Raw genomic sequence first — 19480 nt, 5'->3', positions numbered from 1 at the left:
ACTGCGCGACAAGCCACAACGCGCCCGCAGACACCCACAAACGCAAAGGGGCGGCTCCCTCAACAAGGAGCCGCCCCTCAAACGCCGTACCGCTTACTTCTTGTCGAGCAGATCCTGAACCTTGGAACGGACTTCGTCCGTAGCCAGCCCCCGAATCGTCAACGTGGTCCGCCGCCGCAGCACATCATCCACGGTCTCGGCCCACTCACTGTCCCGCGCGTACACAACCTGCGCCCAGATCTCCGGCGCATCAGCATGCACCCGCTCACCCAGCTCAGGGTTCTCGTTGGCGAGACGCGCGATGTCGAACGCCAGCGACCCGTAGTGCGTCGCCAGGTGCTTCGCCGTGTCGGCGCCCATACGCGGCCCGGGCGCCGGGCTGTCCACCAGCAGCCGGTGAGCGACCGCACGCGGGTTCGCGACCCCCGGCAGCGGCATCTTCTTCGGCAGCGCGGAGATCGGCTCGAAGCCGTCACCCAGCGGACGGCCCGGCAACGTCTCCAGCTTCTCCATGACCGTACGGCCGATGTGCCGGAAGGTCGTCCACTTGCCGCCCGAGACGGACAGCATCCCGCCCCGGCCCTCGGTCACGACCGTCTCCCGCTTGGCCTTCGCCGTGTCACCGGGGCCACCCGGCAGCACCCGCAGACCCGCGAAGGAGTACGTGATCAGGTCGCGGGACAACTGCTGGTCGCGGACGGAGAACGCGGCCTCGTCGAGGATCTGCGCCGTGTCCTTCTCGGTGACCGCGACGTCCGCCGGGTCGCCCTCGAACTCCTCGTCGGTGGTGCCGAGCAGGAGCATGTCCTCCCAGGGGAGGGCGAAGGTGATGCGGTACTTGTCGATCGGGGTCGCCAGCGCGGCCTTCCACGGAGACGTCCGCTTCAGGACCAGGTGCGCGCCCTTCGACAGCCGGATGGAGGGCGCCGCGTCCGGGTTCTCCATCTTGCGCAGGTGGTCGACCCAGGGGCCGGTCGCGTTGAGCACGAGCCGGGCGTCGACGCCGAAGTCGTCACCGGAGAGCCGGTCGCGCAGGTCCGCGCCGGTGACCCGGCCGCCTGTGAAGCGCAGGCCGGACACCTCGGCGTGGTTGAGCACGACCGCGCCCGCCTCGACGGCCGCACGGACCGTCATCAGCGCCATGCGCGCGTCGTTCATCTGACCGTCGCCGTACACCGCGACGGCCTTGAGGTTCTCGGTGCGCAGCTCGGGCACGTCCTGCGCGGCCTTGGCCGGCGACAGCAGGTGGCCCACGCCGTCGCCGAAGGCCGACAGGGCGGAGTAGGCGAAGACGCCCGCCCCGAGCTTCGCCGCGCCGTGCGGCCCGCCCTTGTACACGGGGAGGTAGAACGTGAGCGGATTGGCCAGGTGGGGAGCCACCTGACGGGACACCGCACGGCGCTCGAAGTGGTTCTCCGCCACCAGCTTCACCGCGCCGGTCTGCAGATAGCGCAGACCGCCGTGGAGAAGCTTGGAGGAGGCGGAGGAGGTGGCGCCGGCGAAGTCGCCGGCGTCGACCAGAGCCACCCGCAGCCCGGACTGCGCGGCATGCCAGGCCGTCGAGATGCCGAGGATGCCACCGCCGATCACGAGAAGGTCGTACGTCGCCTTGGAAAGCTGCTCCCGGGTCTCGGCGCGGCTCGGGTTGACGCCGAAGGCCGGGTGCGTACCGAGGGCAGGCACGGACTGCAGGGTGGACTGGCTGGTCATGTGTTTCTTACTCCTCGACAGAGCTGTCTTCGAGCCAGCCCATGGACCGCTCGACGGCCTTGAGCCAGCTCTTGTACTCACGGTCGCGCTTTTCCGCGTCCATGTTGGGGGTCCACTCGGCGGCCCGGCGCCAGTTGGCGCGCAGGTCGTCGGTGTTGGTCCAGAAGCCGACGGCGAGACCGGCGGCGTAGGCGGCACCGAGGCAGGTCGTCTCGGCGACCATCGGACGCACCACCGGCGCGTCCAGGAAGTCCGAGAGGGTCTGCATCAGCAGGTTGTTGGAGGTCATGCCGCCGTCGACCTTGAGGGCCGCGAGCTCGACGCCCGAGTCCTTGGTCATGGCGTCCGTGATCTCACGGGTCTGCCAGGCGGTGGCCTCCAGCACGGCGCGCGCGAGGTGCGCCTTGGTGACGTACCGGGTCAGGCCGGCGATCACACCGCGGGCGTCGGAGCGCCAGTACGGGGCGAAGAGACCGGAGAAGGCCGGTACGAAGTAGGCGCCGCCGTTGTCCTCGACCGAAGACGCGAGCGTCTCGATCTCGGCGGCGGTGGAGATCAGGCCCATCTGGTCGCGCATCCACTGCACCAGCGAACCGGTGACCGCGATCGAGCCCTCCAGGGCGTAGACCGGGGCCTGGTCGCCGATGCGGTAGCCGACCGTGGTGAGCAGGCCGCTGTAGGAGTTGATGATCTTGTCACCGGTGTTCATCAGCATGAACGTGCCGGTGCCGTACGTCGACTTGGCCTCGCCCTCGGCGAAACAGGTCTGGCCGAACAGGGCCGCCTGCTGGTCGCCCAGCGCGGAGGCGACCGGGATGCCGCCGAGCAGGTCGCCGAGCGGGCCGCCCGTGACCTCGCCGTACACCTCGGCGGAGGAGCGGATCTCCGGGAGCATCGACAGTGTTACGCCGATCGACTCGGCGATCTTCGGGTCCCACTCCAGCGTGTGCAGGTTCATCAGCATGGTGCGGGAGGCGTTGGTGACGTCGGTGACGTGGTGACCGCCGTTGACACCGCCCGTCAGGTTCCAGATGACCCAGCTGTCCATGGTGCCGAAGAGGATGTCCCCGGCCTCGGCGCGGGCGCGCAGGCCCTCGACGTTGTCGAGCAGCCAGCGGGCCTTGGGGCCGGCGAAGTACGAGGCCAGCGGCAGGCCGGTCTCACGGCGGAAACGATCCTGCCCGACGTTGCGGCCCAGCTCCTTGCAGAGCGTGTCGGTACGGGTGTCCTGCCAGACGATGGCGTTGTGGACGGGCTCACCGGTGTTCTTGTCCCACAGCAGCGTCGTCTCACGCTGGTTGGTGATGCCGATGGCCTTGATGTCGTCGCGGGTGATGCCGGCCTTGGAGATGGCTCCGGCGACGACCTCCTCGACGTTCGTCCAGATCTCGGTGGCGTCGTGCTCGACCCAGCCCGGCTTCGGGAAGATCTGCTCGTGTTCCTTCTGGTCGACGGAGACGATCCGGCCGTCCCGGTCGAAGACGATGCAGCGGCTGGAGGTGGTGCCCTGGTCGATGGCCGCGATGAACGGGCCGGCGGTGTGCGCGTCGTCGGTCACTGTGTGCTCCTGAGAGGTCCGTGGGTGAGGGGCTGGCTTACGGCGTTGGTGCTCAAGGCTGCCTCGACTGTGCTGGCTGCTCTAAGCAAAAGCGACGTTGTAGATGCCTGCAGCGATCGCGCCGCCGATCAGCGGACCGACCACCGGGACCCAGGCGTAGGACCAGTCCGAGCCGCCCTTGTTGGGCAGGGGCAGAAGCGCGTGCACGATACGCGGACCGAGGTCACGGGCGGGGTTGATCGCGTAGCCGGTCGGACCACCGAGGGACAGACCGATGGAGACCACGACGAGCGAGGTGATCAGGGCACCCAGGACACCGAGGCCCTTGCCGCTGTCGTTGAGGCCCTGTGTGAGGACGGCGAGCACCAGCACGATCGTGCCGATGACCTCCGTGGCCACGTTCTGCCAGGCCACGCGGATCTCGGGGCCGGTGGAGAAGATGCCCAGGACCGGGCCGGCCCCCTTCTCCTGCGCCTCGACGGCCTTCGCGGCCGGAGTGCCGACGATCTCCTTGTCGGTCAGGTGCGCGAGGAACTGGCCGTAGTAGGCGATCCAGACCAGGGACGCGCCGATCATGGCGCCGAGCAGCTGCCCGCCCCAGTAGATCGGGACGTCGCTCCAGTCGATGCCGTCCTTCTTGAGGGCGAGCGCGAGAGTCACGGCCGGGTTGAGGTGGGCACCGGAGAGCGGTGCCGAGGTGTAGACGGCCGTCAGTACGGCGAAACCCCACCCGAAGGTGATGGCGAGCCAGCCGGCGTTGCGGGCCTTGGAGGCCTTCAGCGTGACGGCGGCACAGACGCCGCCACCGAGCAGGATGAGTATGGCGGTACCGATGGTCTCGCCGATGAAGATGTCGGAGCTGGACACCCGCGACTCCTTTGTCCTTCGTCCAGAGGGAGAGCTGCCGGCCCTTGGCGTTGTCACACTCTAACGCCTATTGCCGGTCAGCGTTCGGCAATGTCGACCGATGGACGGGAGTCTTGCCCCCGTGTTACAGGCACGTCAAGAGCTCTGTTATCGAAAACACGATCGTTATTGATTGCTGTGAGCTATCGATCTTGAGCCGGTCGCGACCCGCGTCCGTCCGCACACGCCCCGCACACGAAAAGACCGGAACATCCAAGATGTCCCGGCCGTTCTCGTACGAAAGTTCAGAACCTGTCGGTCGGGTCAGAACCGTCCCGCGCCCAGATCCCGGGACACCGCGCGGGCGCAGTCCCGCACCGCCGCGATCAGCTCGGGGCGCAGCTCGCCCTCCCTGCGGAGCCGTTCCACGGCGCCGGTGACGGCCACCGCGCCGACCGGCATCCGCCGCCTGTCGTGGATGGGGGCGGCGATGGACGCGACGCCCTCCCAGGTCTCCTCGACGTCGGCCGCGTACCCGCGCGCGCGGGTGAGGTCCAGGACGCCCTCGAAGCCCTCCAGGTCGCTGATCGTCCGGTCTGTGAACGACTTGCGCTCGGCTTCCAGGACCTCGCTGTGCGCGACCGGGTCGTAGGCCGACAGGACCTTGCCCAGGGCCGTGGAGTGCAGGGGCTGCATGGCCCCGACCTCCAGTACCTGCCGGCTGTCGTCGGGGCGGAAGACGTGGTGCACGATGAGCACGCCCTGCTGGTGCAGCACCCCGAGGTGGACGCTCTCGCCGCTGGAGCGGGCCAGGTCGTCGGTCCATACGAGGGCACGCGCGCGTAGTTCGTGGACGTCCAGGTAGGTGGTGCCCAGGCGCAGCAGTTCGGCGCCCAGCTGATAGCGCCCGGACGCGGCCTCCTGCTCGACGAAGCCCTCGTGCTGGAGGGTGCGCAGGATGCCGTGGGCGGTGCCCTTGGCGAGGCCGAGGGACGAGGCGATGTCCGAGAGACCGAGCCGACGCTCGCCGCCCGCGAGGAGCCGCAGCATCGCCGCCGCCCGTTCGAGCGACTGGATGTTCCGTGCCATCGCCGTCCTGCCTCCGTCCCCTCGACCGCTCGCGCGGCGTTCACTGCCACCGTTCGGCAATGTCGAACACTACCGGTCCATGTCGACCACCCGCCAATGGCTCGTCGACACCTGTTACATCCCTCGTACATCTCATGTACATCGGGCTTGACGCCACGCCCGTCCCCGGGGGGCTTTTCGGCCACGGCACACGCGCCACGTACGTCCGTCCCGTGGACGCCCTGACCATACGGCCCCGCACCGGGCTACCCTGGCCGCGTGCGTCTTCCCCGGGAAGGCGCAAAGCCGACAGCCGTCGCACTCCAGGGAGCCCTTACATGGCCGCCTCGTCGTCCGCCCCTTCCACCGACAGCAGGACCCGCGTGTCCGCCCTACGGGACGCGCTCGCCACCCGAGTGGTGGTGGCCGACGGTGCGATGGGCACCATGCTGCAGGCGCAGGACCCGACGCTGGAGGACTTCCAGCAACTGGAGGGCTGCAACGAGGTCCTCAACATCACCCGCCCGGACATCGTGCGCAGCGTGCACGAGGCGTACTTCTCGGTGGGCGTGGACTGCGTCGAGACGAACACGTTCGGTGCGAACCACACGGCGGCAGCCGAATACGGCATCGCAGAGCGTGTGTACGAGCTGTCCGAGTCCGGCGCCCGCATCGCCCGCGAGACCGCCGACGAGTTCGGCGCCCGCGACGGCCGTCAGCGCTGGGTCCTCGGCTCGATCGGCCCCGGCACCAAGCTGCCGTCCCTCGGCCACATCGACTACCTCACTCTCCGCGACGGTTTCCAGGCGAACGCGGAGGGACTCCTGGCCGGTGGCGCCGACGCCCTGATCGTGGAGACCACGCAGGACCTCCTCCAGACGAAGTCGTCGATCGTGGGCGCCCGCCGCGCCATGGAGGCCACCGGCCTCGACGTGCCGCTGCTGGTCTCGATGGCCTTCGAGACCACCGGCACGATGCTGCTCGGCTCGGAGATCGGTGCCGCGCTGACCGCGCTCGAACCGCTCGGCATCGACATGATCGGGCTGAACTGCTCGACCGGCCCCGCCGAGATGAGCGAGCACCTGCGTTATCTGTCCCGCCACTCGCGCACTCCGCTGCTCTGCATGCCCAACGCAGGCCTGCCGATCCTCACCAAGGACGGCGCCCACTTCCCGCTCGATCCCGAGGGCCTGGCCGACGCCCAGGACACCTTCGTGCACGACTACGGCCTGAACCTGGTCGGCGGCTGCTGCGGTACCACCCCGGAGCACCTGCGAAAGCTCGTGGAGCGCGTGCAGGGTGCCACCCCCGTCGAGCGCCGCCCCGAGCCCGAGCCCGGCGCCGCCTCGCTCTACCAGACCGTGCCGTTCCGCCAGGACACCGCCTACATGGCGATCGGTGAGCGCACCAACGCCAACGGTTCCAAGAAGTTCCGCGAGGCCATGCTGGAGGCTCGCTGGGACGACTGCGTCGAGATGGCACGCGACCAGATCCGCGAGGGCGCGCACATGCTCGACCTCTGCGTCGACTACGTGGGCCGCGACGGCGTCGCCGACATGGAGAAGCTGGCCGGCCTCTTCGCCACCGCCTCCACCCTGCCGATCGTCCTGGACTCCACCGAGGTTCCCGTGCTCCGGGCGGGCCTGGAGAAGCTCGGCGGGCGCGCCGTCATCAACTCGGTGAACTACGAGGACGGCGACGGACCGGAGTCCCGCTTCGCGAAAGTCACCCGGCTGGCCCAGGAGCACGGTGCCGCGCTGATCGCGTTGACCATCGACGAGGAGGGCCAGGCCCGCACCGTCGAACACAAGGTCGCCATCGCCGAACGCCTGATCGAGGACCTGACGACGAACTGGGGAATCCGCGAGTCGGACATCCTCATCGACACCCTCACGTTCACGATCTGTACGGGCCAGGAGGAGTCCCGCAAGGACGGCGTCGCCACGATCGAGGCGATCCGCGAACTCAAGCGCCGCCACCCGGACGTCCAGACCACCCTCGGGCTGTCCAACATCTCCTTCGGTCTGAACCCGGCCGCCCGCATCCTGCTGAACTCGGTCTTCCTCGACGAGTGCGTCAAGGCCGGTCTCGACTCGGCGATCGTGCACGCGTCGAAGATCCTCCCCATCGCCCGCTTCAGCGAGGAGGAGGTGACCACAGCCCTCGACCTGATCCACGACCGGCGGGCCGAGGACTACGACCCGCTGCAGAAGCTGATGGCTCTCTTCGAGGGCGTCAACACCAAGTCGATGAAGGACGGCCGCGCCGAGGAACTCGCCGCGCTGCCGCTGGACGAGCGGCTGCAGCGCCGGATCATCGACGGTGAGAAGAACGGCCTGGAGGCCGACCTCGACGAGGCCCTGACGACCCGCCCCGCCCTCGACATCGTCAACGACACCCTCCTGGAGGGCATGAAGGTCGTCGGCGAGCTCTTCGGCTCCGGCCAGATGCAGCTGCCGTTCGTGCTGCAGTCCGCCGAGGTCATGAAGACGGCCGTCGCCCACCTCGAACCGCACATGGAGAAGTCCGACGCCGAGGGCAAGGGCACGATCGTGCTGGCCACCGTGCGCGGCGACGTCCACGACATCGGCAAGAACCTCGTCGACATCATCCTCACCAACAACGGCTACAACGTGGTCAACATCGGCATCAAGCAGCCGGTCTCCGCGATCCTCGAAGCCGCGCAGGAGCACCGCGCCGACGTCATCGGCATGTCGGGCCTCCTGGTCAAGTCCACGGTGATCATGAAGGAGAACCTCCAGGAGCTCAACCAGCGCAAGCTGGCCGCCGACTACCCGGTCATCCTGGGCGGCGCCGCCCTCACCCGTGCCTACGTCGAGCAGGACCTGCACGAGATCTACGAGGGCGAGGTCCGCTACGCCCGCGACGCCTTCGAGGGCCTGCGCCTGATGGACGCCCTGATCGGCGTCAAGCGTGGCGTCGCCGGCGCCAAGCTGCCCGAGCTCAAGCAGCGCCGCGTCCGTGCGAGCGCCGCCGACACGGTGGTCGAGGAGCGGCCCGAGGAGGGTCACGTCCGCTCCGACGTCGCCACCGACAACCCGATCCCCACCCCGCCCTTCCAGGGCACGCGTGTCATCAAGGGCATCCAGCTCAAGGAGTACGCGAGCTGGCTCGACGAGGGCGCCCTCTTCAAGGGCCAGTGGGGCCTCAAGCAGGCCCGCACCGGCGACGGCCCCACCTACGAGGAGCTGGCCGAGACCGAGGGCAGGCCCCGCCTGCGCGGCCTGCTGGACAAGCTCCAGACGGAGAGCCTGCTGGAGGCGGCCGTCGTCTACGGCTACTTCCCGTGCGTCTCCAAGGACGACGACCTGATCATCCTCGACGACCAGGGCAACGAGCGGACGCGGTTCACGTTCCCGCGCCAGCGCCGTGGCCGCCGGCTGTGCCTGGCCGACTTCTTCCGCCCGGAGGAGTCCGGCGAGACAGACGTCGTAGGCCTCCAGGTCGTCACCATGGGCAACCGGATCGGTGCGGAGACCGCCAAGCTGTTCGAGGCGAACTCCTACCGCGACTACCTCGAACTGCACGGCCTGTCCGTCCAGTTGGCAGAAGCCCTCGCCGAGTACTGGCACGCACGGGTCCGCTCCGAACTGGGCTTCGCCGGCGAGGACCCGGCCGAAGTCGAGGACATGTTCGCCCTCAAGTACCGGGGCGCCCGCTTCTCCCTCGGCTACGGCGCCTGCCCCGACCTGGAGGACCGCGCCAAGATCGCCGACCTCCTCCAGCCCGAGCGCATCGGCGTCCACCTCTCCGAGGAGTTCCAGCTCCACCCCGAGCAGTCCACCGACGCCATCGTCATCCACCACCCCGAGGCGAAGTACTTCAACGCACGCTGAGTTCCAGCGCGCGCTGATCGGACACGACGTACACTTGACGGTCCACCGCAGGCCGGTTGCCCTCTGTGCACTCAGGGGCAACCGGCCTGATCGTCCCTCAAGGAGGTGCGCCAGGATGACCAGCACGGTCCCCGCGCTCGGAACCCGTACGGCCGAAGGCTCAGCACTGCAGGCCGTACTCCTCGACATGGACGGCACCCTGGTGGACACCGAGGGCTTCTGGTGGGACGTCGAGGTGGAGATCTTCGCCGGCCTCGGCCATATCCTCGACGAGTCCTGGCGGCACGTCGTGGTCGGCGGCCCGATGACCCGCAGCGCCGGATTCCTCATCGAGGCCACCGGTGCCGACATCAGCTTCGCCGAACTCTCGGTACTGCTCAACGACGGGTTCGAGGACCGCATCGGCCGCTCCCTGCCCCTGATGCCTGGCGCCGCCCGGCTCCTCGCCGAACTCTCCGCGCACGAGATCCCGACCGCCCTCGTCTCCGCCTCGCACCGCCGGATCATCGACCGTGTCCTGGCCTCGCTGGGCCCGCAGCACTTCGCCCTGAGCATCGCCGGCGACGAGGTGGAGCGTACGAAGCCGTACCCCGACCCCTATCTCGTCGCGGCCGCCGGACTCGGCGTCGACCCGGTGAGATGCGCCGTCGTCGAGGACACGGCGACCGGGGTGGCGGCAGCGGAGGCCGCCGGCTGCCAGGTCGTGGCCGTACCGTCGGTAGCCCCCATCGCCCCGGGCGCGCGCCGCACGATCGTGACCTCGCTGGAAGAAGTCGACCTGCCCTTTCTGCGCGGACTGATGAAGAGCGATCGATGAGGACGGCCGATGACGGAAATGGGTCGACCCGTTTACCGAGTGTGCCCGATCGAATGCGGGATAACGCGCGGATGAACGGGCAGCCCATCAATTGAGAATTGCGACCCTCTGTTGATCTCCGTCCGCGACTGAATTCACGAACGCGCCCGCGCGCTTCCGACGTGTGAGTTTCGCCACGCGACAGGGGCTCGACAGCGGGCAAGTGCCGTGTACACGCACCTCGTTCGGGGACTCCCGGCACACCCTTGTGTCCTGATTGGGGACAGCCTGCGCGGAATCCTTCCACTGTCGGTTTTTCGGTGCGTCCACACCCGGTTTCGCAGCGTGATGAGCCACCAACTCCGGCCGCATGCGGGCGGCTCCGCGGTCCGGACTAATCTCGTTCGGAGAACATCGACACAATCCCTCACCCGCGCGCACCACCCCACGCCCGCCGGGCCCCCTGGGATCGACAGCCTGGAGAACCCGAGCATGAACCGCAAGACTTTGGTGCTGCCGACCGTGGTCGGCCTGCTCGCTCCGGTACTCGCCGCCTGTGGCGGAGTCGACGGCACGGGCAGCAGCAGCGGCGCGATCGTCGTCGGCACCACGGACCGGTTCACCGCCACGAAAGACGCGCCCGCGCCGATCGACCCGGCCTACGCCTACGACGTCGGCACCTGGAACATCCTGCGCCAGACCGTGCAGACCCTCATGGTCCAGCCGCGCGGCGACGGCGAGCCGGTCCCCGAGGCCGCCGAGAAGTGCGCGTTCACGGACAGCGGCAACGAGCGCTACGCCTGCACCCTGCGCAAGGACCTCAAGTTCTCCAACGGCGACGCCGTCAAGGCCTCCGACGTGAAGTTCTCCATCGACCGGGCCCTGCGGATCCAGGCCGACAGCGGTGTGTTCGCCCTGCTGTCCACGATCGACACCGTCGAGACCCAGGGCGACCGCGAGGTCATCTTCCACCTCAAGAGCGCCGACGCCACGTTCCCGTTCAAGCTGTCCACCCCGGTCGCGGGCATCATCAACCCCGCCGACTACGACAAGGACAAGCTGCGCGACGGTTTCGACGTCGACGGCTCCGGCCCGTACACGCTCCACGCCGAGGTCAAGAACGACGAACTCGTCAAGGCCGTCTTCACCAAGAACTCCCATTACCAGGGGCAGTTGACACCGAAGAACGACAAGGTCGAACTGCGTTCCTTCGCGGACGCCGCCGAGATGGGCACCGCGCTCTCCAAGGGTGACATCGACCTGATGACCCGCTCGATGTCGCCCGAGCAGATCAAAAAGCTCGGCGACGACTCGACCGGCGACATCGACCTCGTCCAGATGCCCGGCCTCGAAATCCGCTACCTCGCCTTCAACACCAACGCCCCGACGGTGAAGACGAAAGCGGTCCGCCAGGCGATGGCCCAGATCATCAACCGCGCCCAACTCGTCGCGAAGGTGTACGGCGACGAGGCCCAGCCGCTCTACTCGCTGGTCCCGGCCACCATCACTGGCCACTCGAACTCCTTCTTCAACAAGTACGGCGAGCCCGACGACGTCAAGGCCAAAACCCTGATGGAGGGCGCCGGCATCACCACCCCGGTGAAGCTGACCCTGCACTACACGACCGACCACTACGGCTCGGCCACCAAGCCGGAGTTCGAGGAACTGCAGCGGCAGCTCAACGCCAGCGGACTGTTCAAGGTGACCATCAAGGGCGCCCCCTGGGACACCTTCCGCCCGGCCGAGAAGGAAGGCGAGTACGACGTCTACGGCATGGGCTGGTTCCCCGACTTCCCCGACGCCGACAACTACCTCGCGCCCTTCCTCGACAAGGACAACTTCCTCAACCTGCCGTACGCCAACACCAGGATCCGTAACAGCCTGATACCCGAGTCCCGCCGTGAGGCCGACCGCCTCACCGCCACCGCGAGCCTCACGGACATCCAGGACATCGTGGCTGACGACGTACCCGTACTGCCGCTGTGGCAGGGCAACCAGTACATCGCTGCACGCGACGGCATCACCGGCGCCGAGTGGGCGCTCAACTCCGCCTCGACGCTCCAGCTTTGGGAACTCGGCCGCGGTGTGAGCAACTGACCCGCACACCCGTCCGAGGCACACTTCCCGACCCGGGGCTGGGACGGCTCCGGGTAACCAAGACCCGACGACAAGGCACTTCCACGTGAATCTGCGCAACCAGTGGCCGGTCCTGCCCATCGTGGCGGGGCTGGCCTCCGGCCTGTTGACCGGATGCGGCTCGGAGAACGGTGACTCGGGGGCCGACGGCTCCACCGTGGTCATGGGGATGTCCGACGACGTCCTGGCCACCGACCCGGCCTCCGGCTACGACCCGGGTTCCTGGCTGCTGTTCAACAACGTCTTCCAGTCGTTGCTGAGCTTCCCCAACGGGGGCACCGAACCGCAGCCCGAGGCGGCCAAGGAGTGCGCCTTCAGCGACGCGCAGACCAAGGTGTTCGAGTGCACCCTGCGCGACGGCCTGAAGTTCAGCAACGGTGACGCGCTCACCTCGGAGGACGTCAAGTTCTCCTTCGACCGCATGCTGAAGATCAACGACGACGCGGGCCCCGCGATCATGTTCCCGATGCTCGGCTCGGTGGACACCCCGGACGAGAAGACCGTCGTCTTCCACCTCAAGGTGCCCGACGCCACCTTCCCCAGCAAGATCGCCTCCGGCGCCGGCTCGATCGTCGACCACAGCCAGTACGACAAGGACGGCCTGCGCGAGGACGGCGAAGCCGTCGGCTCCGGCCCCTACAAGCTCGACTCGTTCGGCGAGGACAGCGCGGTCTTCTCCGTCAACCCGAACTACAAGGGCACCGCCAAGGTCCGCAACTCCGGCGTCACCCTCAAGTTCTTCCACGGCGACCAGACCAAGCTGAAGAGCGCCCTCGTCGACAAGGACATCGACATCGCCTACCGAGGCCTCAAGGCCGGCGACATAGCCGACATCGAGAAGGACAGCGGCGACGGGGGCATCGACATCGTCGAGGGCACCAGCGCCGAGGTCCAGCACCTCGTCTTCAACATGAACGACCCGGTCGCCGGAAAACTCGGGGTACGCAAGGCCATCGCCTACCTCCTCGACCGTGAGGCCCTCGTCGACCAGGTCTACGAGGACACCGCGACCCCCCTCTACTCGATCATCCCGGCCGGCATCGCGGGTCACAACACCGCCTTCTTCGACACCTACGGTGCCCGCCCCTCCACGGCCAAGGCCAAGGAGGCCCTCCAGGCCGACGGCGTCACCGGCAAGGTCAAGCTGACCCTCTGGTCGACCCCGTCCCGCTACGGACCCGCCACCGACGACGAGTTCAAGGCCATCGCCAAGCAGCTCAACGCCAGCGGCCTGTTCGAGGCGACCGTCAAGTCCGTGCCCTTCGCGCAGTACGAGAAGGACATCGAGGCCGGCAAGTACGGTGTGTACGTGAAGGGCTGGGTGCCGGACTACCCCGACGCCGACAACTTCACCGCCCCGTTCTTCGGCCAGGGCAACGTCCTCGGCAACAACTACACCAACGGCACCATCACCGACACCCTCATCCCCGGCACCGCCGCCCAGAGCGACCGGGCAGCGACCGACACGGACTTCGCCGAGCTCCAGAACATCGTCGCCAAGGAGCTCCCCGTCCTCCCCATCTGGCAGGCCAAGCAGTACGCCGTCGCCCGCGACAACGTCTACGGCCTGGAGTACTGCCTCGACGCCTCGACCGTCTTCCGCTTCTGGGAGATCAACAAGGGCTGAGCCGGCCGCACACACGAGGGCGCCCCTTCCGATCCCGGAAGGGGCGCCCTCGTCGTCGTACACACCGTCCCGCTACTGCGCGCCGGGACGCACCAGCCCGCTCTCGTACGCGTACACCGCGGCCTGTACCCGGTCGCGCAGCCCCAGCTTGGTCAGGACATGCCCGACATGCGTCTTGACCGTCGTCTCACTGACGAAGAGATCAGCGGCGACCTCCGCGTTCGACAAGCCCCGCGCCACCAGCTTCAGCACCTCGACCTCACGCTCGGTCAGCGTGTGCAGCGCGTCCGGCACCGGCTCGTCACCCGACGGCAGATGCCCCGCGTACTTGTCCAGGAGCCGACGGGTGATGCTGGGCGCGAGCATCGCCTCACCCGAGGCCACCACCCGGATCGCCTGCACCAGCTCGTTCGCCGGCGCGTCCTTCAAGAGGAAGCCGCTGGCACCGGCCCGCAACGCCTCCACCACGTACTCGTCGAGATCGAAGGTCGTCAGCACCAGCACCTTCGCCGGCCCGTCCCGCCCAGGCCCGGTGATCTGCCGGGTCGCCTCCACACCGTCCATCCGCGGCATACGGATGTCCATCAGCACCACATCGGGCTGCAGGGCCCGCACCTGGTCGATCGCCTGAAGACCGTCTCCGGCCTCACCGACGACCGCGATGTCCTGCTCGGCCTCCAGAATCATCCGGAACCCGGTACGCAGCAGCGGCTGGTCGTCGACAAGTAGGACGCGGATGGCCACGTAAGTCTCCTTCGCTAGTCCGCCCCCATTCTGCCCTGTGCGGCAACGCGCCCCGAAAGGGGCGCGGGGAACTGCGTGAGCAACCCCCACCGGCCCCGCAGGCGACTACGGCGCATCCGGCGGAGCCACCCGCACCGGCAACGGATAAGGCGGGGGAGTCCCCCCGAACTCCGGACACACGGACTGGTGATCACACCAACCGCACAGCTTCGTCGGCCGGGGCCGCCACACCCCCGTCGCCGTCGCCTCCCGGATCGCCTCCCACAACGCCAGCAGCTTCCGCTCCACCCGCTCCAGATCGGCCGGCACCGGGTCGTACGTCAGCACATCACCACTGCCGAGATACACCAGCTGCAGCCGCCGCGGCACCACGTTCTTCAACCGCCACACGACCAGCGCGTAGAACTTCATCTGGAACAGCGCACCCTCCGCGTACTCCGGACGCGGCGCCTTTCCCGTCTTGTAGTCGACGATCCGTACCTCGCCCGTGGGCGTCACATCGACCCGGTCGATGATCCCGCGCAGCTTCAGCCCGGAATCCAGCTCCGTCTCGACGAACAGCTCACGCTCGGCCGGCTCCAGCCGGGTCGGATCCTCCAGCCCGAACCAGCGCTCCACCAGGCTCTCCGCCTCACCCAGCCACCGCGCCAGCCGCTCACCGTCCGGATCGTCCGCGAACAGCTCCACCACTTCCGGCCGCGACTCCCGCAGCCGGTCCCACTGACCCGGGATCAACGACTTCGCCTGCGGCGCCGTCCGCTCCGCCGCCGGCGCGTCGAACAGCCGCTCAAGCACCGCGTGCACCAGCGTGCCTCTCGTCGCGGCCTCGCTCGGCTTCTCCGGCAACCGGTCGATCACCCGGAACCGGTACAGCAACGGACACTGCATGAAGTCGCTGGCCCGCGAGGGCGACAACGACGCCGGCGCGGAGGGCAGCACGACCGACGAGACGGACTCGGCGGCGCCCTCGGTGCTCATTTCCATGACGACGACCATACGGCCCGCCACTGACAGTGACCCACCCGCCGCCGCCCCCCCACCGTGACAGCCCGGCGAACACGGGGGGTGCCGGGGCGGAACCCGCCGCGAAGGCCGCATACCATCGACCCGAGGCCCTTCCGCCCCGGAGCGGAAAAGGGAGACGCATTCGACAAGGGGACACCGTGGACGAGAGCGGCGGGAGCGGACAGCCGCGCTCCGGCAACGACCAGTCGACCGACCGCCACACCGGTGGCACGGCGCCGACCACCGACCCCACACACCCCGAACCCAGGACGGCCGACACCAGAGTCGCGGAGACCGCCGAACCCGACAAACCCGACGCGGAGCCCACGCGACCCGACGAGCCCACCGACAACGGCGAACCGGCCGCCCCGGAAGCCCCGGAACCGGACGCGCCCGCCGACACTCCGGGCCGAACCGGCCCCACTCCCCGCCTCGGCAAGTCCCGCGCCCCCCGCAAACCCAAGGAACCCGGCGGCGGACTCCTCATGGGACGCCCCTTCGGCGTACCCGTCTACGTCGCCCCCAGCTGGTTCCTCGTCGCCGCCCTCATCACCTGGGTCTTCGGCGGCCAGCTCGACCGCGTACTGCCCGAACTCGGCGCCCTGCGCTACCTCGTCTCCCTCTTCTTCGCGGTCGCCTTCTACGCCTCCGTCCTCGTCCACGAACTCGCCCACACCGTCGCCGCCCTCCGTTTCAAACTCCCCGTACGGCGCATCCAGCTCCAGTTCTTCGGCGGCGTCTCCGAGATCGAGAAGGAGTCGGAGACCCCCGGCCGTGAATTCGTCCTCGCCTTCGTCGGCCCACTTCTCTCCCTGATCCTCGCGGGCGTCTTCTACCTCGCCCTCCAGACCGTCGAACCCGGCACCGTCCCCGGCGTCCTGCTGGCCGGCCTGATGATCTCCAACCTCATCGTGGCCGCCTTCAACCTCCTGCCCGGCCTGCCCCTCGACGGCGGCCGTATGCTCCGCGCCGTCGTCTGGAAGATCACCGGCCGGCCCATGACCGGTACGATCGCCGCCGCCTGGGTCGGCCGCGCCCTCGCCGTCTCCGTCCTCATCGGACTCCCGCTGCTCACCCAGTCCGGCGCCCTCGGCTCCACCGCCGAGGACAGCGTCGGCATGGACACCGTCACCGACGCCCTGCTCGCCGCCATCCTCGCCGCGATCATCTGGACCGGCGCCGGCAACAGTCTCCGTATGGCCCGCCTGCGCGAACACCTCCCGGAGCTGCGCGCCCGCAACCTCACCCGCCGCGCCGTCCCCGTCGAGACCAATACCCCTCTGTCGGAGGCCCTGCGCCGCGCCAACGACGCCGGCGCCCGCGCCCTCGTCGTCGTCGACCCCGACGGAGAACCCCTCTCCCTCGTCCGCGAGGCCGCCATCGTCGGCGTACCCGAACACCGTCGCCCCTGGGTCTCCGTCAGCGGCCTCGCCCAGGACCTCACCGACGGCATGCGGGTCTCCGCGGAACTCTCCGGCGAGGAACTCCTCGACGCCCTGCGCGCCTCCCCCGCCTCCGAGTACCTGGTGGTCGAGGAGTCCGGCGAGATCTACGGAGTCCTCTCCGCGGCCGACGTGGAACGCGCCTTCGTCAAGGCGATGGCCCGCCCGAACTAGAGCCCGCAGGCTCAGCGGGCCGACCGCCCGCGACGCCACGAACGGGCGGCCAGACGCTCGACGAGCAGGTAGTGGACGAGCAGCGACAGGAACCAGGTCACCCCGCCCCCGACCAGGAACAGCCCGAGAGGACCGAGACCGGGCTGGCCGCGCTCCAGCAGCCAGTACACGGGGAGGTGCAGCAGGAAGAGGCTGTACGACATCCGCCCGACCTCCGTGACCAACTCCCCCGACAGCAGCCGCACCAGAAGGCCCCGGCCACCGCAGAGCACCGCCGTCAGCACAGCGGCGCTCAGCACGACCGCGACCACGTACCGCGTCTCGCTCTGCCCTCCGCCGCGCAGGACGGCCGACACCGCCAGGGCCGTCGCCGCGGCGAGGCCGGTCACCGTCAGCAGCACGCCGACCGGTCGGGACACCGCACGGCCACCGCGCTCGGCCAGGTGTACGAGGCAGGCGGCAACGGCACCGGCAGCCAGAGCCAGTGACCGCACCCCGGTGAGCCCGCCGGCCCCGGGCAGCGCCCCGCTCACCGAAGCGGTGGCCCACACCCCGGCGAGCAGTGCGGCGACCAGCGCCACCGGTGCGAGCCTGCGCCGGGCCAGGAGACCCAGGCACGCCAGCAGAAGCGCCCACGCCGTCGCGGAACCCACGACGAGGTCCCACCCCCGCAGCGGAGCGAGCGGCGAGTCCACCGTGGGGACGACACCCAGGGGCCGCCCGCGCAGCCACCGCGCCCAGCTGCCGTGACCCAGCGGTCCAGCCGGATCGAGGACCGCGCGCGCGGAACCCAGCGTCCACCACACCGTGAGGATCAGGGCGGCCACCACCAGCAGAGCGGGGACCAACCGTTTCGCCCGACGGACCAGGAAACCGGCGACACCTGTCCCACCGGTAGCCGTCGCCCCGCGGAGCAGGGGCAGGGTGGCGAGAAACCCCGTCAGCACCAGCAGGACGTCGACGCCCGCACCGGTCCAGGTGAAGTACGGCCCGCCCACGCCGGTGTCATGCGCCAGCACCGCCAGCACAGCCGCTCCCCGCAGACCGTCCACGGCCAAGAACCGCCGCCCACTCGCCTCTCCCTCCAGGCCCCGCCCCGACACCGGGCCCGGGGCGGCTCCGGGCCCGGTGTCGGCGAGCAGCACAGGGAACCGGGCGACGTCAGCGGCGTGACCACCGCCGACCGGCCCCCCGAACGCGACCGGTCCTCCCTCGACGCCGAACGCCGGCCATGTGACCGGACGCCGATCAGCGAACCCTCCCGCCGTCGCGTACTGGGTCCGATCGGCGAACGGGAAACCTCCGGGGTCACCCGGCCGGGCACCGGTCTCGTACCGCGACGACGCGGCAGGGTGGGGCGGCTGAGGGTCGTAGAGCTCTTCGTTCATCGTGGCCAGGTCCGGAAGCAGGAGGCGATGACGGCCTCGGCGGGACGGCCGAGGAACGACGTGTGGGAGGCGGCGGGAGCGCCGGCCGCGGGGTCGGCGTGGAAGTCGAGGTTCCACCAGTACAGGCCGGCCATGTCCCGGTCCCGGGCGACCCGGCAGGCCGCCTCGAACCAGCGTCGCTGCACCGTGGGGTTGAGCTTCCCCCCGCCCTTCCAGACCGCCGGGTGACGATAGGCGCCGTCCTCCGCGATGATCCCGACCTCGCTCAGGACGACCCGGGGCAGTTTCCCGGTGCTCTTGCGGTCCAGCCAGCGCTGCCAGCCGTCGGCGATCTCCGCCACGGACGCGTCGTCGCCGAGCCGGGGGAGCGGGAAGTACGCGTCGACCCCCAGGTGGTCGACGGGGACGGGGACATGCCGGGAGACGTAGTCGTCCCAGTTGGCGTCGTAGGACAGTTCACCGGGGAACGACCCGCGTGCCGTGGCGATCAGCGAACGCCAGCGCGGGTCGTCCTCCAACGACGTCAGCTCCGTCCCGACGACGAAGGTACTGGCGTGATGGCGGGCCGCGAGGCCGAGATACGGCGCGAGGAACGCCCCGTACGAACGGAACCAGGCGGCCCTGTCGGCAGGGGCGAGCGAGCCGCGCCAGGCCAGCGGATCCCGGGCCACCAGGCTCTGCTCGTCGAGCAGCGGACGCAGCGTGATGCGCAGCCCGGCCGCCGCCGCCGTGTCCATGAGCATCCCCAGATGCCGTACGGACGGGGTCCTGGCCGAAGCGCCGACCCCGCTCGACGTCGGGCCGGACGTCGCGAAGGGAAACGTCACCGAGACCGCGTTCATGTGCTTGCCGACCATGTAGTTCACGAGGCGCAGCGCGTTGCCGCGCACGGACCGGTCCGTTTCGCCCGGGTAGGTGTACCAGAGCACCTGCGCGCCGAGCTGCGGGTCCCCGCGCCGCCAGGGCCGGGCGGCCCGCGCCGGCGCCGGGTCACCGACAGCGGACGCCGATGCGGACTCCGCGCGCGGCACGGGGGCACCGCCGCCGGGAGAGACACACCCGGCCGCCAACAGAAGGGGTACGAGAGACAGAAGGGCCGGGAGGGCGAGGCCACGAGAGCCTCGAAGAC

The 19480-nt window shown here is 69.3% G+C and carries 13 protein-coding genes; 5 read left to right on the top strand and 8 right to left on the bottom strand.

Annotated elements, in window-relative coordinates:
- Positions 1-93: 93 nt before the first annotated feature.
- The 4 genes from QA861_RS32455 to QA861_RS32440 form a co-directional block, all read right to left on the bottom strand.
- Complete coding sequence (locus QA861_RS32455; RefSeq protein WP_334592205.1) at positions 94-1710, bottom strand: glycerol-3-phosphate dehydrogenase/oxidase; 1617 nt, start codon at positions 1708-1710, stop codon at positions 94-96.
- 7 nt (positions 1711-1717) lie between these two features.
- On the bottom strand, positions 1718-3268 hold the full coding sequence (gene glpK, locus QA861_RS32450; protein ID WP_334592204.1) for a glycerol kinase GlpK: 1551 nt from the start codon (positions 3266-3268) through the stop codon (positions 1718-1720).
- An 81-nt stretch (positions 3269-3349) separates the two neighbouring features.
- A complete protein-coding gene (locus QA861_RS32445) occupies positions 3350-4135 on the bottom strand; it encodes an MIP/aquaporin family protein (RefSeq protein ID WP_006373297.1) in 786 nt (261 codons plus the stop codon).
- Between the two features lie 303 nt (positions 4136-4438).
- On the bottom strand, positions 4439-5203 hold the full coding sequence (locus QA861_RS32440; RefSeq protein WP_334592203.1) for an IclR family transcriptional regulator: 765 nt from the start codon (positions 5201-5203) through the stop codon (positions 4439-4441).
- A 317-nt stretch (positions 5204-5520) separates the two neighbouring features.
- Between QA861_RS32440 and metH the strand changes: the two genes are divergently transcribed.
- The 4 genes from metH to QA861_RS32420 all read left to right on the top strand — a co-directional run bounded on the left by metH (position 5521) and on the right by QA861_RS32420 (position 13598).
- Positions 5521-9039 carry a methionine synthase gene (gene metH / locus QA861_RS32435; protein ID WP_334592202.1) on the top strand — a complete coding sequence of 1173 codons (3519 nt, stop codon included), beginning with the start codon at positions 5521-5523 and terminating at the stop codon, positions 9037-9039.
- 115 nt (positions 9040-9154) lie between these two features.
- Entirely contained in the window at positions 9155-9856 is a 702-nt protein-coding gene (locus tag QA861_RS32430; RefSeq protein ID WP_334592201.1) for an HAD family hydrolase, read from the top strand.
- A gap of 471 nt (positions 9857-10327) precedes the next feature.
- Positions 10328-11932, top strand: coding sequence for an ABC transporter substrate-binding protein (locus QA861_RS32425; protein ID WP_334592200.1), 1605 nt, complete (start codon positions 10328-10330; stop codon positions 11930-11932).
- Positions 11933-12017: 85 nt separating this feature from the next.
- Complete coding sequence (locus QA861_RS32420; RefSeq protein ID WP_334592199.1) at positions 12018-13598, top strand: ABC transporter substrate-binding protein; 1581 nt, start codon at positions 12018-12020, stop codon at positions 13596-13598.
- 72 nt (positions 13599-13670) lie between these two features.
- Here the strand turns inward: QA861_RS32420 and QA861_RS32415 are convergent, their stop codons facing one another.
- Both QA861_RS32415 and QA861_RS32410 read right to left on the bottom strand, forming a co-directional pair.
- Entirely contained in the window at positions 13671-14342 is a 672-nt protein-coding gene (locus tag QA861_RS32415) for a response regulator (protein WP_006375930.1), read from the bottom strand.
- 105 nt (positions 14343-14447) lie between these two features.
- Positions 14448-15326 (bottom strand): RecB family exonuclease, encoded by an 879-nt coding sequence (locus tag QA861_RS32410; protein ID WP_334592198.1) that lies wholly within the window; start codon positions 15324-15326, stop codon positions 14448-14450.
- 179 nt (positions 15327-15505) lie between these two features.
- On the opposite strand from QA861_RS32410, the gene QA861_RS32405 reads away from it, so the two are divergent.
- The gene (locus tag QA861_RS32405; RefSeq protein WP_334592197.1) at positions 15506-16963 is read left to right on the top strand and encodes a site-2 protease family protein; all 1458 of its coding nucleotides are present in this window, start codon (positions 15506-15508) and stop codon (positions 16961-16963) included.
- Between the two features lie 11 nt (positions 16964-16974).
- Here QA861_RS32405 and QA861_RS32400 read toward each other — a convergent pair whose 3' ends face one another.
- Both QA861_RS32400 and QA861_RS32395 read right to left on the bottom strand, forming a co-directional pair.
- Positions 16975-18351, bottom strand: a complete 1377-nt coding sequence (locus QA861_RS32400; RefSeq protein WP_334592196.1) for an acyltransferase family protein — start codon at positions 18349-18351, stop codon at positions 16975-16977.
- Entirely contained in the window at positions 18348-19382 is a 1035-nt protein-coding gene (locus QA861_RS32395; protein ID WP_334592195.1) for a glycoside hydrolase family 113, read from the bottom strand. Before QA861_RS32395 ends, QA861_RS32400 begins: the two co-directional genes overlap by 4 nt.
- Positions 19383-19480: the final 98 nt, after the last annotated feature.

The organism is Streptomyces sp. B21-083, from assembly GCF_036898825.1.
In the GTDB taxonomy this organism is placed as follows: Bacteria; Actinomycetota; Actinomycetes; order Streptomycetales; family Streptomycetaceae; genus Streptomyces.
The sequence above is the reverse complement of the archived record's forward strand: the minus strand, read 5'-3'. Positions and strand labels throughout refer to the sequence as shown.

Bases quoted from the DNA above. Each gene is read 5' to 3' on its own strand.
- QA861_RS32455 (WP_334592205.1), bottom strand. From the start codon at position 1,710: ATGACCAGCCAGTCCACCCTGCAGTCCGTGCCTGCCCTCGGTACGCAC.
- QA861_RS32440 (WP_334592203.1), bottom strand. From the start codon at position 5,203: ATGGCACGGAACATCCAGTCGCTCGAACGGGCGGCGGCGATGCTGCGG.
- metH (WP_334592202.1), top strand. From the start codon at position 5,521: ATGGCCGCCTCGTCGTCCGCCCCTTCCACCGACAGCAGGACCCGCGTG.
- QA861_RS32430 (WP_334592201.1), top strand. From the start codon at position 9,155: ATGACCAGCACGGTCCCCGCGCTCGGAACCCGTACGGCCGAAGGCTCA.
- QA861_RS32425 (WP_334592200.1), top strand. From the start codon at position 10,328: ATGAACCGCAAGACTTTGGTGCTGCCGACCGTGGTCGGCCTGCTCGCT.
- QA861_RS32410 (WP_334592198.1), bottom strand. From the start codon at position 15,326: ATGGAAATGAGCACCGAGGGCGCCGCCGAGTCCGTCTCGTCGGTCGTG.
- QA861_RS32400 (WP_334592196.1), bottom strand. From the start codon at position 18,351: ATGAACGAAGAGCTCTACGACCCTCAGCCGCCCCACCCTGCCGCGTCG.